Source organism: Vibrio sp. 2130-1 (assembly GCF_033339515.1).
The window spans coordinates 17,077-32,314 of the sequence record NZ_JAWOUT010000009.1; the positions used below are offsets into that span (position 1 = coordinate 17,077).

General features: G+C 49.7%; 11 protein-coding genes. 7 read left to right on the top strand and 4 right to left on the bottom strand.

The window, feature by feature from the left end; translation table 11 throughout:
* The first annotated feature begins 73 nt into the window (after positions 1-73).
* Genes R7Q09_RS14675 through R7Q09_RS14695 form a run of 5 tightly spaced genes read left to right on the top strand, consistent with a single transcriptional unit; the run spans position 74 to position 7,322 of the window.
* On the top strand, positions 74-1,285 hold the full coding sequence (locus tag R7Q09_RS14675) for a hypothetical protein (RefSeq protein ID WP_318070930.1): 1,212 nt from the start codon (positions 74-76) through the stop codon (positions 1,283-1,285).
* On the top strand, positions 1,282-3,114 hold the full coding sequence (locus R7Q09_RS14680) for an IucA/IucC family protein (RefSeq protein WP_318070931.1): 1,833 nt from the start codon (positions 1,282-1,284) through the stop codon (positions 3,112-3,114). Before R7Q09_RS14675 ends, R7Q09_RS14680 begins: the two co-directional genes overlap by 4 nt.
* Positions 3,115-3,120: 6 nt before the next feature.
* Positions 3,121-4,326 carry an MFS transporter gene (locus R7Q09_RS14685; protein WP_005374702.1) on the top strand — a complete coding sequence of 402 codons (1,206 nt, stop codon included), beginning with the start codon at positions 3,121-3,123 and terminating at the stop codon, positions 4,324-4,326.
* A complete protein-coding gene (locus R7Q09_RS14690; RefSeq protein ID WP_054578600.1) occupies positions 4,298-6,127 on the top strand; it encodes an IucA/IucC family protein in 1,830 nt (609 codons plus the stop codon). Before R7Q09_RS14685 ends, R7Q09_RS14690 begins: the two co-directional genes overlap by 29 nt.
* A complete protein-coding gene (locus tag R7Q09_RS14695; RefSeq protein WP_258514686.1) occupies positions 6,120-7,322 on the top strand; it encodes a type III PLP-dependent enzyme in 1,203 nt (400 codons plus the stop codon). The genes R7Q09_RS14690 and R7Q09_RS14695 overlap by 8 nt, the downstream gene beginning before the upstream one ends.
* 72 nt (positions 7,323-7,394) lie before the next feature.
* Here the strand turns inward: R7Q09_RS14695 and R7Q09_RS14700 are convergent, their stop codons facing one another.
* Genes R7Q09_RS14700 through R7Q09_RS14710 form a run of 3 tightly spaced genes read right to left on the bottom strand, consistent with a single transcriptional unit; the run spans position 7,395 to position 10,769 of the window.
* Complete coding sequence (locus R7Q09_RS14700; RefSeq protein ID WP_024700884.1) at positions 7,395-8,639, bottom strand: ABC transporter substrate-binding protein; 1,245 nt, start codon at positions 8,637-8,639, stop codon at positions 7,395-7,397.
* A gap of 2 nt (positions 8,640-8,641) precedes the next feature.
* On the bottom strand, positions 8,642-10,072 hold the full coding sequence (locus tag R7Q09_RS14705) for an ATP-binding protein (protein ID WP_025500125.1): 1,431 nt from the start codon (positions 10,070-10,072) through the stop codon (positions 8,642-8,644).
* On the bottom strand, positions 10,062-10,769 hold the full coding sequence (locus R7Q09_RS14710; protein WP_021450481.1) for a response regulator: 708 nt from the start codon (positions 10,767-10,769) through the stop codon (positions 10,062-10,064). The genes R7Q09_RS14705 and R7Q09_RS14710 overlap by 11 nt, the downstream gene beginning before the upstream one ends.
* A 253-nt stretch (positions 10,770-11,022) precedes the next feature.
* Between R7Q09_RS14710 and ptsG the strand changes: the two genes are divergently transcribed.
* A complete protein-coding gene (gene ptsG / locus R7Q09_RS14715) occupies positions 11,023-12,465 on the top strand; it encodes a glucose-specific PTS transporter subunit IIBC (protein WP_258514687.1) in 1,443 nt (480 codons plus the stop codon).
* A 95-nt stretch (positions 12,466-12,560) separates the two neighbouring features.
* Here ptsG and R7Q09_RS14720 read toward each other — a convergent pair whose 3' ends face one another.
* On the bottom strand, positions 12,561-13,007 hold the full coding sequence (locus tag R7Q09_RS14720) for a DUF302 domain-containing protein (protein ID WP_023584460.1): 447 nt from the start codon (positions 13,005-13,007) through the stop codon (positions 12,561-12,563).
* Positions 13,008-13,234: 227 nt separating this feature from the next.
* Here R7Q09_RS14720 and R7Q09_RS14725 point away from each other — a divergent pair, with 227 nt between their 5' ends.
* Positions 13,235-15,226, top strand: coding sequence for a U32 family peptidase (locus R7Q09_RS14725; protein ID WP_318070932.1), 1,992 nt, complete (start codon positions 13,235-13,237; stop codon positions 15,224-15,226).
* The last annotated feature ends 12 nt before the right edge of the window (positions 15,227-15,238 follow it).

Consider the following 15,238-nt stretch of genomic DNA (forward strand, 5'->3'; position numbering starts at 1 on the left):
GAGGCACATTGGAAGACGACCGTGAGCGACTTTATCAACGTTAGAAGAAAATGTTAGAAAATTAGGAAAGCTCATGAAATCTACGATGATTATCGTAAGTCATGTCGTTAACGATGCAGTCACTCACGGCTTTGTGCCTGCAGCTAAAGCGATGGACCTTCACGTCGTTCTTATCACCGACCATAAGCTCAGCCATTTAGAGTTGGCGAGTCGTGATAGTCACTTTAATCCGGATACCATTCTAGAATGTGATGTCTTCAACCCATTAGAACTCATCGAAACCATCACGGAGCATGAATTAAAGCCAGACGCTATTTTCAGCAATAGTGATCACTTACAAACTTCCACCGCCATCTGCGCGCAATTTTTTGGCCTCCCATCCAAAGATTGGTCTGTCACGTTAAAGGCCAAAAACAAACACTTAACTCGACAAGTGTTAAATGAAAAATCCTTACCCAACACACAAAGCTGTTTGCTGCATCGCCATTCGAATGTGGCATTAGGCATGGCCTTCCCTGTCGTAGCAAAACCCAAAGAAGGCGTGGCAAGTCTAGATGTACAGCGCTGTGACTCCCAAAGCGAGCTCGATGCTTACTGCGAGGCGTTTTGGCAAAAGCACCCAAACGCCGCCATTCTGGTGGAGCAGTTTCTTCAAGGACCGTTGGTTACGCTCGAAACTTTAGGAGACGGTAACCAACTTATCGCCGTGGGCGGTTTTGATGTGTCGCTCTCTGAGCCGCCTTACTTTATCGAAACCGCCGCAGACTGGAACGGACCAAACGGCATTGCTCACCGAGAAGCTTGCTTGGCTCAACTGAAAGCGTTCGGCGTTGGTTTTGGAGTTTGCCACAGCGAATTTATCATCACGGAAAACGGCCCAGTTTTGGTGGAAATTAACTACCGCAGTATTGGAGATGGCCGCGAATTCTTGCTCAACAATCTCGCTCACTTGGGTTGGTTTAGCACAATTTTGGGTCTGCATTTGGGCCGAAGATTGGACGGCGATTACCAAATTCATGGCTCAGCACACGTGCACTATGTGGTTGCGGAGCACAGTGGTGTGATTGATGGAGATTCAACCTCCTTCATCCAACACGATGGCGATATCATCACCCAGCAGCAAGTACTAAAAAACGCGGGAGAACTCTTCCAACAGAGTTATTCCAACAAGGATTATCTCGCCCGAATTTCGATTGTCTCACCATCGGGGAGAAACCTCGACCAAGCGCTGCAGAACGCGCTTAGCAATTTCGATCTCGCTCCGACTCGTGAGGTGGCAGCATGAATGACAACGCTTTGTATCTAACGCAACGATTGATCGACACTTGCTTACGCGAAGACATGTTTGGCATTTTGTCGAAGGCCAAGTTCAGTAGCGACGCGCCAAAAGGGGGAATTGTTCCTCAAGACGAGCAAGTCTGGCTGATATTTGCCAACTCTGATTTCACGTTGTATTTACCTGTTGCACCAACGTATTACATGCAGCACTGGCGCTACGGTCACGCCAATGACGAAACACCACAAGGTTGGTGGGTGGAGAAAAATGGCCAATTCGAGCATCAACAACATTACAAAGAGTGGATTGCACTACTAACGACACTGGCGCATGAGAGCTCTCACGAATTGTTGGCGGGATACCTTCAAGAACTGGAATGTGCAGAGAAACACAAAGCGCTGTGTGACCAAGCGTTTCATCATCACGCAGACCACATTTCTCAACCAATATCCGAGCTTGGTTCTTGGCATCAAAAACTGCTGCTAGCCGACCAGATCGCTTCTTACCTTGACCATCCGTACTATCCAACTGCGCGGGCGAAGTTTGGTCTGAGCGATGAAGACCTTGCTAAGTACGCGCCCGAGTTTGCACCAAGCTTTGCTCTGCATTGGATTGCGATTGAAAAATCACTGGTGACATTAACCAGCGAACAACCTGATTGCTGGCCAACCATGGAGCAAGTTGGGCTTCCTGCTGATTTTGCGCTGAGCCACGTACTGTTCCCTGCGCATCCGCTCACCCTGCGATCTTTAGAAGCCTTACCCGAAGGTATGATAGAAGCGCCTTTAACGTATCTAGACGTGACGCCGACGCTTTCCGTTCGTACTGTGGTCGTCAACGAGGCACCGCACATTCACATCAAAGTTCCGCTGATCATGCGATCGCTAGGCACGAAAAACATTCGCTTAATCAAGCCTTCAACACTGTATGACGGCCACTGGTTTGAACGCCTACTCAACCACCTTGAACAAACGGACGCCGACTTAAACACTCGCTTGTTCCATTGCAACGAAAAACACGGTGGGCACGTCGGCGAGGATAAAACCTTCGCGTACATCGTACGTGAGTACCCACTTACTCATTGCGAAGACAAAGCGTTAGTTCCGGTTGCCGCACTGGCAAGCCCAATGCCTGACGACCGCTTGTTCTTAGAACACTTGGCAGAGCAGTACTATCAACAAGATACGCTGGCGTGGTTCCAAGATTACGTCGACCTATTATGCCAAGTACACCTCACCTTGTGGCTTCGTTATGGCATTGCATTGGAGTCCAACCAGCAAAACGCCATCATTGCATTTGATCAACAGGGCAAAATGACGCTCGCGATGAAAGACAACGACGCAGCGCGAATTTGGCCAGAGCGCTTCCACTTTGCAACAGAGCATGCCGCCCAAAAACAGGGCGCAGGAACAATTCCAGTGGATTGCGATGAACTGCTCGACCAACGCATCAAAGTCGACAATGAATTGGCGCTCGGTCAGATGTTTACCACCATCACATTACAATTGGATATCGCAGCGATTGTAGAATCTATGGCAGCGAAGGGCATTGCCTCTTCAGCATCGCTTTACGCCATCGTGGCCAAAAGCATTGCAGAGCAACTCAACCGATTGGAAGGCGAAGGGTTAGAGACAAAACTGGCACGCGAGTTACTGCAAGAGGCGCCTGATTTGTACGCCAAGTACTTGTTGAGCTCTGGCAGTTTGCTCTCGAAAGAAGCCTCCGGCGCGAGTGACATCAATAAGTTCTATGGTTTGTCGGCTCCGAACTTCTTGCTGCTTTCTAACGAAGAAGCGCAACGCGCCTACTTAGAAGCCATCAAAAAAAGCGTACGTTAAACGATTATGACCAAACTCATCTACAGTGTGTTGTTGTGCCACTTTATCGCTGCGTTTGCCGCGTTAGGTATGCCGCTATTTCTACCCGTCGTGTTGCCAACGTTAGGCGCAAGCATTGATGCGGACTGGGCAGGGGTATTGTTTATCCTACCTACGTTTTGTACTGCGTTGGCGGCGCGATTTTGGGGCAACTTTGCCGATCGCTACGGTCGCCGCCTCTCACTCTTGCGTGCGCAACTTGGCCTTGCAGCAGGGTTTGCGCTGTGCGGCTTGGCAGACAACCTCGCCATGTTTGTGTTTGGTCTTATTGTTCAAGGAACCTTTGGCGGCACCATGGCCGCCTCGAACAGCTACTTATCTAGTCAAATTAAAGAAGCCAAAACACTCGGCAAGTCACTCAATAAAACCCAACTATCTGCTCGCTTGGCGCTGATCGTTGCGCCCATTGGGCTCGGCTGGAGCTTGTCAGAGACCAACCCGCTCAACGCGTACCTGTGGTTATGCGTTTTGCCTTTAATTGCTATGGGCATCACGCTAACACTGCCAGCGGATAAACCCGCCGACCAAAACCTCGAAAAGCCAAACTCAGAACCTCAGCAAGAAAAACCGGTTGCACAGAAAAACGCAATGCATGCCATTCGTTGGATCTTCTTTGCTCAATTCGGGTTTGCGTTTTCTATGGTGGTGACCTTTCCTTACTTCTCGCCGTTTGTGCAGCAATATGGCATCACTAACCACGCATGGATCGGTTTTTTGTACGCACTGCCGCATGGCGTCTATCTGTTGCTGGCAGGAAAAATTCACGTGTTGTCAGATGGGTTGAATCGCCATCAACCGCTGCGCACGTTGTGGCTTGGGTTTGCATTGCTTGCCGTGAGCTCTGCCTTGCATTTGATTGCGTCCGAAACCGCACTCATTGCTGCGAGAATTATCTTCGGCATCGCGATGGTGTGTTGTTATCACGGATTGCATCAGCATCTTGCGAGCAATCTGGATCGCAAACTCAGTGGCAAAGTATTTTCTCGCTTTGATGCCATGTCCAAATGGGGTGGCGTGGCAGCGGGATTTTGCGCTTCTTTCATTTCTAGCTTGGGGCTACTTGAGGTTCCTTTCCTACTTTCTGCGATAGTCAGCGTAATCACCTTGATCGCGCTGGTTCTCCACTCAAAATTTGGAAATCAACATGTTACAAACTCAATCCTCTCAGACTAGCGAGTTGCGCGCACATGAGGTGCAGCTCAACCGTGAGAAAGCCCAACTCAACACGATAATGGGTGTTCTTAATTGTTACTTACGTGAATTTGCGCTACCGAATCAACAAGTGGAATGGCACTACCAATCGACATCGCTACCCCAAACGTTAAAACGCAACTATCCCGCTAAACAGCGGATAGCCGTTCATCTTTCTCAACAAAATGGCGTGCTGGTTTTGCCGATTCACTACGCGAGCAAACTGGGCAAAATCAAATTGGCAGAACTGCCTTGGGCGAAAATGCCGGGATCTGGTTGGGCGAAATTGGATGCCACGCAAACTCTTACGCTTTTGCTTAACTATCTCAAGCAGGTATTGGCGATCCCGTTTAACCATGAGCTGATCGAACAACTAGAAAATAGCGTGCTGGTTACCGAGCAGTTTCTCAACGTCGCGCCCAAATCGCATCACAACGAATTTATCGCTTCGGAACAATCTCTGATTTGGGGGCATACTTTCCATCCGACCCCGAAAAGTCGTTCGGGCGTCACCATGGATGATCTCTTGGCGTTTTCTCCAGAAGTCGGCGCGCAAGTCCCGTTGTACTGGTTTGAAGTGGATACGTCCTTACTTGATGTGCTGAGTTCCGACGGAGAAGCTAACCCTGCGCAGCGCATGCTACAACGGCTCGCGCCACAACACGCCACCAGCAATGGGAAGACCCTCTACCCTTGTCATCCTTGGGAAAGCTACACCATTTTGAGTAACCCAAGCGTGAAGCGCGCCATTGAACAAGGCAAGATCACGCCACTGGGTTTAGGTGGTGAAAAGATGCAGCCGACCTCTTCAGTTCGTACCCTCTACCACCCTGACATGGACTGGTTTGCGAAATTCTCCATCAACGTACGATTAACCAATTGCGTGCGCAAAAACGCGTGGTACGAACTCGACAGCGCCGTGCAACTCACGTCGATTCTCAAACCAATTAGAGAAAACGAACAGCTGCACAACCCCGTATTTAAAGTGATGACAGAGCCTTACGCCACCACGTTGAATCTAGAAAGTGTCGCTGAGCACAACTGGGACGACAACACCAAAGCACGCGAATCGTTTGGGATTTTGTATCGCGAAAATTTCTCGCTGAGCGAAGTCGACATCTTGAAACCAACCCTCGCTGGCGCTCTGTTTGCTTACGATAATAACGGCAACAGTCGCATTGCTCAACGCCTTAAAAACAAAGCGCGTACTACGCAAAATCGCTATTCCGACATCGCGACACTTTGGTTTGAACGCTATTTGCATTGCCTGATCCCGGGCGTATTTAATTACTACTTCAAACACGGGGTGGCGTTTGAGCCGCATTTGCAAAACACCCTGATTGGCTTTGAGCAAGAGATGCCGTGTTGTGTTTGGATTCGTGATTTGGAAGGCACTAAATTACTGCCGGAGTTCTGGCCAGCAGAAACATTAACTGACTTGTCTGAACGCGCACGACAATCGGTTTACTACAGTCGCGAACAAGGCTGGAATCGCATCGGATACTGCACCTTTATCAACAACATCAGCGAAGCGATTTTCTTCATCGCAGAAGGTGATGAGCCACTAGAGCAAACGCTGTGGAATGCGGTGCAAAGTGCCATTGTGCATTGGCAATCAGTGAATGGAAAACAACCGGAACTAGAAACGTTGCTAAATGGCGGTCACTTCCCAAGCAAAAATAATTTCACCACGCGTTTGATGCAAAAAGCCGATAAGGAGTCGGGCTATACCCAAGTCGCCGCGCCTTGGCAGCAACACGAAAAAGGATCGCAACATGTCTAATTCACTCTCTCTACCGACACACGTTTGCCAACAAGTTCACACGCTCGCACGGCAGCAAAGTCAACCCTTGTGCGCGTACGTGTATGACCTAAGCGCCTTAGAAGAACACATCAAACAACTGCGTCACGTTTTGCCGAAAAATGTCGAGCTATTTTACGCAGCTAAAGCCAATCCATCGGGCCCGATTCTCAAAACGCTCGCGCCGTATGTCGATGGTTTTGAAGCGGCATCTGGCGGGGAGTTGGCACACCTCCACCAGCAACAACTCGATAAACCATTGATCTTCGGTGGCCCAGGAAAAATGCCAAGTGAATTGCAACAAGCGATTGAACTTGATGTCGATGCGATTCACGTCGAAAGCCTCACTGAGCTGCAACGCATTGGTGCGCTAACCGAGCGCCTCAACCGCCCTGCTTCGATCTTTTTGCGTATGAACATCGATATTGGCGACATCACGCTCAGCAAGTTGGCAATGGGCGGCAAGCCGACTCCGTTTGGCTTGGACGAGTCCGAACTGAGCAATGCTTTGATGTTGCTGCGCGATTTCCCGCAAGTGTCACTCAAAGGCTTCCATTTTCACTTGATGTCGCATCAGCTTGATGTTGAACGCCACTTAGCGTTAATGCAGCGCTATTTCCAAGTCGTGAAGGCGTGGCAGCAGGAGTTCGAACTCGGTGAGCTAATGATCAACTTGGGCGGCGGCATGGGCATCAACTACCAAAACCCTGAGCAACACTTTCCGTGGATGGAGTTTTGCGACAAGTTGGAATTCCTCATCGCTAAAGAGCAAGTGCAAGACTGGACACTGCGTTTTGAATGCGGACGTTTCATCACGGCGGCATGCGGTTATTACGTGATGGAAGTACTGGATATTAAGCAAAATCTTGGCGAAAACTTTGTCATCGCGCGCGGAGGAACTCACCACTTCCGTACGCCAGCGGCGCAGAGCCATGATCATCCATTCGTCATCCTGAAAAGCGAGCAACACCATGAGATTTCTCATCCAATTCAGCATGCACAAGCGACCTTTGTCGGCCAGCTTTGTACGCCCAAAGATGTGCTGGCACGCAATCAACACGTCGCCCACGTCGATATTGGTGATTACGTTGTGTTTACCTTAGCGGGCGCCTATGCGTGGAACATCTCCCATCAAAACTTCTTGATGCATGAACCGCCGATCTTCCACTATTTTTAAACGGCATACTTCGCTTTACTCAGCCCCAATCATTGGGGCTTTTTTATTCCACTCGGCACAAATTCATTGCCATTAACCGCTTTGCGAAATAGCAATAATGCGTTTTATCAGCTCGTCGGGTTCCATCTTGGGATTGCGGTAAAAACGGAAGATTTCCGAGTTTATCGCTTGCTGAGCAACCGGATTGACCGCCATAGAATCAATCATACTCGGCACAGCGAGGTTGTGTTTTACGCCGTAATGAAAATCTTGATATGACTGGACCTGACACGGATTAAAATCGCTGATGTCGATATCGGTGCGTACCGGAATCGAGCCTTTTACCTTATTAAACTTAGCTTGAAACTCGACGTCTGCCAGCGCGCTTGCGGTTTGTTGAGCCGCCTCGGCAGAAAACGACTTGCTCGACATAAACACCAAGCTGTCCATGTTGTAGAGGAATACACCATCGCTGTCAGGCGTTGGGTAACAGCCGACCTCTTGCGGAACCGAGACTTGATTGGCGAGCAGCTCACCCAAAATCCAATCTCCGCCGATTTGAAACAGTGCTTGACCGTCGGCTAGCGCTTGGGTCGCCGTATCCCACTTACTGTCGGGCAATTGGTTGTCGATCAACAAACTCAGGCGGCGAAATTGCGTCAACGCTTGGCGCAGGGTATCGCTGTCGATGCTGTCTCGCTCAAGTTTAACCATTGCATTGGTGTAGAACTCAACGCCGCCAGTGGAGATCACTAAGTTCTCGAAAAGTTGGGCGACTTGCCACGGCTGCTCACCAACCGCGATCGGTACAATGCCATTTTGCTTAGCAAGCTCCATGGCGGCGAACATCTCTTGCCAGTTTTTCGGCGCGGATAGATTCAGTTGTTTAAGCAGCTTGTGGTTGACCCACAACCAGTTCAAGCGGTGCAGCGTAAGTGGCAGGGCGATATAGCCGTTTTGTGTTTTATTGATTTCGATAGACAGCGGGTAGAGCACCTCGTCCCAGCGCTGCTCATCCGCTACCGCGTTGACGTTGTGCAAAATACCGATGGCATCCCACGCCTTAATACTTGGCCCTTCGATTTGCGCGAAGCTCGGTGGGTTGCCCGCCAGCGCGCGAGCTTGCAGTACCGTCATCGCGCTGTCGCCACCACCGCCTAACACCGGGCTTTGCAGCAGCTCTATATCGTGCCGTTTTAGCTGAGCTTTGAGTGTTTGCAGCGCTTGCTGTTCGCCGTCAGAAGTCCACCAATGTAAAAACTCTACCCCTTGTGGCGACTCAGCGTGAGCGACGCAAGGGGCGAGCAACAGTGGGAACAAGAATGCCAGTTTGTTCATAGTCAGTCTCTCGGGAAAGTCAGTGTGGCGCAGAGGCCGCCAAACTGAGAATGGCTCAGCAACAAGTTGCCGCCATGAGCCTTTGCAATACTCTGTGAAATGGTTAACCCCAACCCACTGCCTTCTTTATCGTTGCTAGCGCGGAAGTATGGCTGGCAGAGCTTTTCAAGTAATAAATCGTCAACACCGTCACCGTGATCTTCAATTTCAATCTGGATCGACTCTGGGCTTTCACTCAGCGTAATGTCCGCTTGATGGCCGTATTTGAGCGCGTTATCGACCAGATTCTGAATGCAGCGCTTAATCGCTAACGGTTTACCAGCAAAGTGGGTGCGGATTTCGCCGTGGATGCGAATTGTGTCCGGCGCATCGGCGATATTGGCGGAAATGTGCTGAATCAGTTGGGTGAAATTGATCGGCTCGATTTCCTCGTGGATATCGGTCTCTTTAATGCATTGCAATGCGCCTTTGACCATCAAATCTAGGTCGTTACTCAGGCGGATAAAGCGTTCTCGGTCGGCGTCGTCATCCAGCATTTCCGCCCGCAGTTTTAGGCAGGCTATTGGCGTTTTCAGATCGTGGGAGATGGCGCTGAACAGCATTTCACGGTCTTTAATGTGGCTGTCGATGCGTCGATTCATCTTGTTAAACGCACGTACCGCCGCTTTCAGTTCGTTACTGCCGCGCTCAGAGACTTCGGGCACGTCTAATCGGCTCGACATCAGGGTTGCGGCTTTTGCCAGTTCTCGAATGGGTTGAATTTCTTTGCGAACGATAAACCAGGTACACAGCAACAGCATTAGCGCGGACACCAATAGCGTGAGCCATTGGCGCAACTCAAAATAGTTAGTCTCTAGGTTGATGTAAGGCGCGGGTAGCACCGCCGCGAGATAAAACCATTCGTTCTGCGCGACTTCGACCTGCATCACCAGAATAGGCGGATTGAGGTCACCAAACGAAAGCGAATAATGCGCCCACAATAGCGGCAGTTCGTCGATAGGTAGCTCGTTGTTGAACACTTTGAGTTTGTCGCGCTGGGTGAACTCCACCTCGATATTAGGAATGCCGCTCAGCTCGCTTTCTAATACTTCACGAACTTGGTTGATGACCAACGTTTTGCGCTCGCTCTCTGGCAGTGGGTCGACGTCAATCTGGTGATTGTTGAGTGAGACGAAAAAGCGCGTACCACCCATGTTGCGTAGTTGATTGAGCACCAAGTGGCGATATTCCGAAGGGAGGGTTTGAAAGAAGGCGATGGTAGAAGAAGCGCTCAGTGCTAAGCTTTTGACTGTGGTGGTCAGGCCTTCTTTATCGCGTTCGCTGGCGTGTTGATACCAGATAATCCCGGATAATACTTGCGCCAGAATGATCACCAGCAACAAGAACACACTGGTGCGAACAACCAGTGATCCCGTCCAGCGTTTAATTCTCATAATGCACGTCCGTGGTCAGCATGTAGCCTTTGTTGCGCACCGTTAGGATCAGCGAACGGTCTTTATCTTCAAGGTGATGACGCAAGCGGCTGATCTGCACGTCAATGCCGCGTTCAAACGGGTCGGCATCGCGTCCCCAGATCTCGCGCGCAATGTCATCACGAGACAATATTGATTGCGCGTGGTTGACGAATAAACCGAGCAGCGACAAATCCGCGCCACTCAGTTGCTTAACCTCGCGGCTAGCAACGTGGGTCAGTTGCCGGGTTACGGTATCTAACAACCAATCGTCAAAACGCACTTTACGCGTCAGTTTGCTATTGGCGGTCGTTTGGCTGCGTCTCAGAATCGTTTTGATGCGCGCGAGCAGTTCACGCGGACTGAATGATTTGGTGATGTAGTCGTCTGCGCCCATTTCTAGCCCCGCGACTCGGTCGGCTTCTTCAGTGACGGCGGTCAGCATGATGATCGGGATATCGGAGTTTTTGCGCAGTTTCTGGCACAGGGTAAAACCGTCTTCACCGGGCATCATAATATCGAGGATGATTAAATCAGGATGGTGATCGTTGAGCAGTTGCCACATCACGCCGCCGTTTTCCGCACAAAGCACTTCAAACCCTGCACGGCCAAGGTAATCTGACAACGCTTCGCGAAGGTCGAGGTTGTCATCGACGACCAGTATCTGCTTGTTTTCCATCCTACTTTCCCTGTGTCCGTCCCTGAGTTTGGCGCTGGCCAATATGATGCATTCTTAAACGCACATTCACAATCGAGCCGATTGCAATTTTCACTTCTCGGTGTAAGAGATTTGTAAGCGGCCACTTACAAACTGATTGCCTTTTGTAACCTTAGGCGCCGCCTTGCTCGCTATGATCATCCTGACCTTACGTGAAACAACATGACCTGAAGGAATCAGGTCCTACAACACTGGCATTCGTCAGGAGGAAACCATGTTTGCAAGTATATTTGGACAACTACAAAAAATAGGGCGGTCGTTGATGCTGCCTGTGGCGGTGTTACCGGTGGCCGGCTTGATGCTGGGTATTGGTAACGCGGGGTTTGCGTTTATTCCAGACGCGGTCAACAAAGTGATGCTCGCCGCCGGTGAAGGCGTGTTCGGCAACATGCAGTTGATGTTTGCGGTCGGTGTGGCGCTCGGGTTGTCAAAAGGCAATGACGGTGCCGCTGCGCTCGCAGGCTTAGTTGGCCTAATTATTATGAACGCATCGCTCGGTATTGTGACAGGTCTGCGCGGCTTAGAAACTGATGCTACCATCATGGGCGTTGAGACGCTGCAAACCGGGGTGTTTGGCGGCATCTTTATCGGTGCGGTCGCGGCAATTATGTACAACCGCTTCTACAATATCAAACTGCCGGAGTATTTGGGCTTCTTCGCGGGTAAGCGATTTGTGCCCATTGTCACCGGTTTATCGGCGATCGTCGTTGGTGCGATTCTCGCGTTTGCATGGCCACCTGTCGGACAACTTCTTGATGCATTCTCTCATTGGGCAGCGTACCAAAACCCTGTACTCGCGTGGGCGGTTTACGGCGCGGGCGAACGTTCTTTACTCCCTGTTGGTTTGCACCACATCTGGAATGCGCCGTTCTTCTTTGAAGTCGGCAGCTATGTAGCCCCAGAAACCGGCAAAGAGTTTACCGGTGAGCTCACTCGCTTCTTCGCGGGCGATAAAACCGCAGGTTATCTGTCTGGTGGCTTTATGTACTCCATGTGGGCGCTACCAGCAGCGGCATTGGCGATTTACCACTGCGCGTCTCCAGAGCGTAAGAAAATCGTCGGCGGTTTGATGATGTCTGCGGCGTTGACCTCTTGGTTGACTGGTATCACAGAGCCAATCGAATTTACCTTCTTATTCGTCGCGCCAGTGCTGTACGTGATCCATATTTTCCTCACCGGTATTGCGTTTGCGATCACCGCATTTTTGGAAATCAAACACAGTACGGACTTTGCGCACGGCGCGATCCAGTTCTTCCTTTACTACCCAATGTCGAACAACGCGTGGATGTTCATCATCATCGGTCCAATCTGGGCGACGCTTTACTACGGCTTGTTCCGCTTCCTAATTGTGAAGTTGGATCTAAAAACGCCGGGCCGTGAAACCGACATTGCAGAAGTGAAGATTGCCGGACAACCTGATGAAATTGCGGTGGATGTAGTAGCTGCATTGGGCGGCAAAGCCAATATTAAGTCAGTCGATGCGTGTATCACCCGTCTGCGTGTCTCGGTAAAAGACATTGCCAACGTTGATGTTGCTAAGCTAAAAGCGCTCGGCGCGCGAGATGTGTTAGTGATTGGCGACAGTTTACAAGCGATTTTCGGCACGCAGTCTGACTCAATTAAGTCAGAAGTGCACAGCGTACTCGCCACCTCCTGATCTTACCTCCCCCAATATAGGTAAGATTTGCCAACCTCCTTGTGAGGTTGGCTTTTTCGTTTTCGGAGTTAAAAAAGCGAAGCCAATAACCAACCCTACTTCGCCGCCGCGTTGGTTAAATTGCCCAGCACGCCGCTGATTTTGTTCAATACCTCGTCGCAGCCTTCAATATGATGGCGCTGTTTTAAATACATAGGATCGTTATAAGCTAACCACGTTTTGCCTTCTGCATCTTCATACACCAACACTTTTTGGGGTAAATCGAGCGCCACTTCCTGCGCACAGATCATCAGTGGCGTGCCCACTTTAGGGTTCCCAAACACGATAACTTCAGTTGGTCGCAACGTCATATCGACTTTCACGGCGTTCTCTTGATGGTTAATGCGCGCAAAGACGTTCAACCCTTTTTCTTGCGCGATAGCGACAAATTTATCCGCCGTATCTTTTGCTGAATGCGTGCTCGCAACGGTTACCACACCCTCACCAGCCAACGCACTCAATGACGTCAACGCCACGACCAACCCGATGATTACTTTTTTCATTTGTCGTCCCTTCCTCTTTCTGAGTCGAAAACTAAATATAGAAAAACCAAGTGTAGGAAAACTATAGAAGTCAGATTCCGCTATCGCGAATTGCACTCTACCCACTCAAGAGTCGACCGTGTAACACGGATTAATTGATTCAGATTAATAAAGTATTAACTAGCTGAGCATCAAAAGCGTGAAATACGTAACATTTGCCGCCTATTTTAGTAAGAAAGAGAAAAGTAGTGACACGCGATCAATTTGAGTTATTAGCACCCGGTGGTGATTTAGATTCAATCAAGGCCGCCATTGCCGCTGGCGCAGATGCAATTTACTGTGGGCTCGACCGCTTCAATGCTCGTAACCGAGCGACCAACCTCACCTTAGATAACTTAAATGGCGTGTTGACGTTGGCTCATCAGCACAGCTGTAAGATTTTCCTAACATTGAATGTGCTGATTTTAGAAAGTGAAATTCCGGCGATTGTTCGCTTGCTCAGCCAACTGAACACCACCAAAATCGATGGCGTGATCATACAAGATCTCGGTCTGGCCTACATTCTCAAACATCACTTTCCCGATTTGGATGTGCACGCTTCAACGCAACTGAACACGCATAACGAAGGCCAAATCCTCTTTCTCAACCAGCTCACCGCAAGCCGAGTAAACTTATCTCGCGAACTTAACATCGATGAAATAAAACATCTGGCGCAATTTGGTCGCGAGCACAACGTAATGATGGAAGTGTTTGTCCACGGCTCATACTGCATCGGATTCTCCGGAATTTGCTACATCAGTTCAGCTCGCAATGGCGCATCAGGTAACCGTGGACGCTGTAGCCAACCTTGTCGCGAACAGTACGAAACGACCAAAACAGGCAACAACTACCCACTCAATATGAAAGACAACTCCGCATTTAGCGATTTAGAAGCGCTTGCTGATGCGGGTGTGTATTCGTTGAAAGTGGAAGGCCGCATTAAGAAATCCCACTACGTCTATACCGTGGTCGACAATTGGCGGCAGCAAATCGATCGCTTGTGCGAGGGTTTGGAACTCTCTGAAGACACCACCGAGTTATACACGGTGTTCAACCGCGATTTCTCTAACGCATTTTTGCAAGGTGATTTCGGCAAGGCGATGTACATCGACAACCCGCGCGACCACGCTGTAAAACATTTTTCGAAGGTTTATCAATGCCAGTCTGCTGATGATGTGCAAGCGGTGAAAAAGAAACTCTACGACGACAAAACCGCGATCATTGAGAAAGTGGCAGAGCAAACTAAGTCGTTCGATGTCACTTCGACACAAGTATCCGGCAGCAGCTTGAAAGGGTCGATTGATGTGCCAGCTCTGCCAGCGTTACCTCAATCAGAACCTCGCCAAGGTGCGCCAAAATTATCGGTTCTGATCTCGTCAGCACAAGAAGCCATGCTGTGCGAATACCACGACGTTGATGTTTACTATCAATTGCCAATGGGGTTGTCTGGTGAACTGAGCGCGATGATTGAATTGTTCCAAGCCAACCCAATGCTCAAACCTTGGTTCCCTGCCATTTTGATTGGCGAAAACTACCAAGCCGCGCGCGTATTTTTGGAAACCATCCAACCTGAGTTGTCGATCACCAACAACTCAGGCGTCAGCATGATCGCAAAAGAGCTCAGCTTAGGCTGGGTGGCAGGCCCACAAATGAACACGGTGAACTCATACGCGTTTAAATGCCTTCAAGACGAGTTCGCTGCAAGTGGCGCGTTTATTTCTAACGAGCTGAATATGAAGCAGATGCGCCATATAAAGCGCCCGCAAAACATGCGCTGCTTCTACAGCATTTATCATCCAAATACCCTACTCACGAGCCGCCAATGTTTGTTCCAACAAACCGAAGGATGCCGCAAGATTAAGGTCAACAAAGGTTGTTTGAAACGCTGTGATAAACGCACGTCTATCATCAACTTAAAAGACAATCCTTACGTGGTGCAAAAACAGAAAGGCAGCCACAATTCGATCTACAGCGAACACAACGTCTTAAACCTGCAAGTGCTGCACGATCTGCCTCAATTATTTACCGATGTGTTGATCGATCTGCGTGATATCCAGACCGAAACGAAAGTCTCAGCAAGCAAACCTGAGTTGATTGACGCGTTCTTAGCTCTACTTGAAGAACACAGCGAACAAACCGTCCAAACGCTGAATGCCATGATTCAACCAACAGCCAACGCGCAGTATTTAAAGGGGTTATAGGGGAACAAAACT

Bases quoted from the DNA above. Each gene is read 5' to 3' on its own strand.
- R7Q09_RS14700 (WP_024700884.1), bottom strand. From the start codon at position 8,639: ATGAACAAACTGGCATTCTTGTTCCCACTGTTGCTCGCCCCTTGCGTC.
- R7Q09_RS14675 (WP_318070930.1), top strand. From the start codon at position 74: ATGAAATCTACGATGATTATCGTAAGTCATGTCGTTAACGATGCAGTC.
- R7Q09_RS14705 (WP_025500125.1), bottom strand. From the start codon at position 10,072: ATGAGAATTAAACGCTGGACGGGATCACTGGTTGTTCGCACCAGTGTG.
- R7Q09_RS14680 (WP_318070931.1), top strand. From the start codon at position 1,282: ATGAATGACAACGCTTTGTATCTAACGCAACGATTGATCGACACTTGC.
- R7Q09_RS14695 (WP_258514686.1), top strand. From the start codon at position 6,120: ATGTCTAATTCACTCTCTCTACCGACACACGTTTGCCAACAAGTTCAC.
- R7Q09_RS14690 (WP_054578600.1), top strand. From the start codon at position 4,298: ATGTTACAAACTCAATCCTCTCAGACTAGCGAGTTGCGCGCACATGAG.
- ptsG (WP_258514687.1), top strand. From the start codon at position 11,023: ATGTTTGCAAGTATATTTGGACAACTACAAAAAATAGGGCGGTCGTTG.
- R7Q09_RS14710 (WP_021450481.1), bottom strand. From the start codon at position 10,769: ATGGAAAACAAGCAGATACTGGTCGTCGATGACAACCTCGACCTTCGC.
- R7Q09_RS14685 (WP_005374702.1), top strand. From the start codon at position 3,121: ATGACCAAACTCATCTACAGTGTGTTGTTGTGCCACTTTATCGCTGCG.
- R7Q09_RS14720 (WP_023584460.1), bottom strand. From the start codon at position 13,007: ATGAAAAAAGTAATCATCGGGTTGGTCGTGGCGTTGACGTCATTGAGT.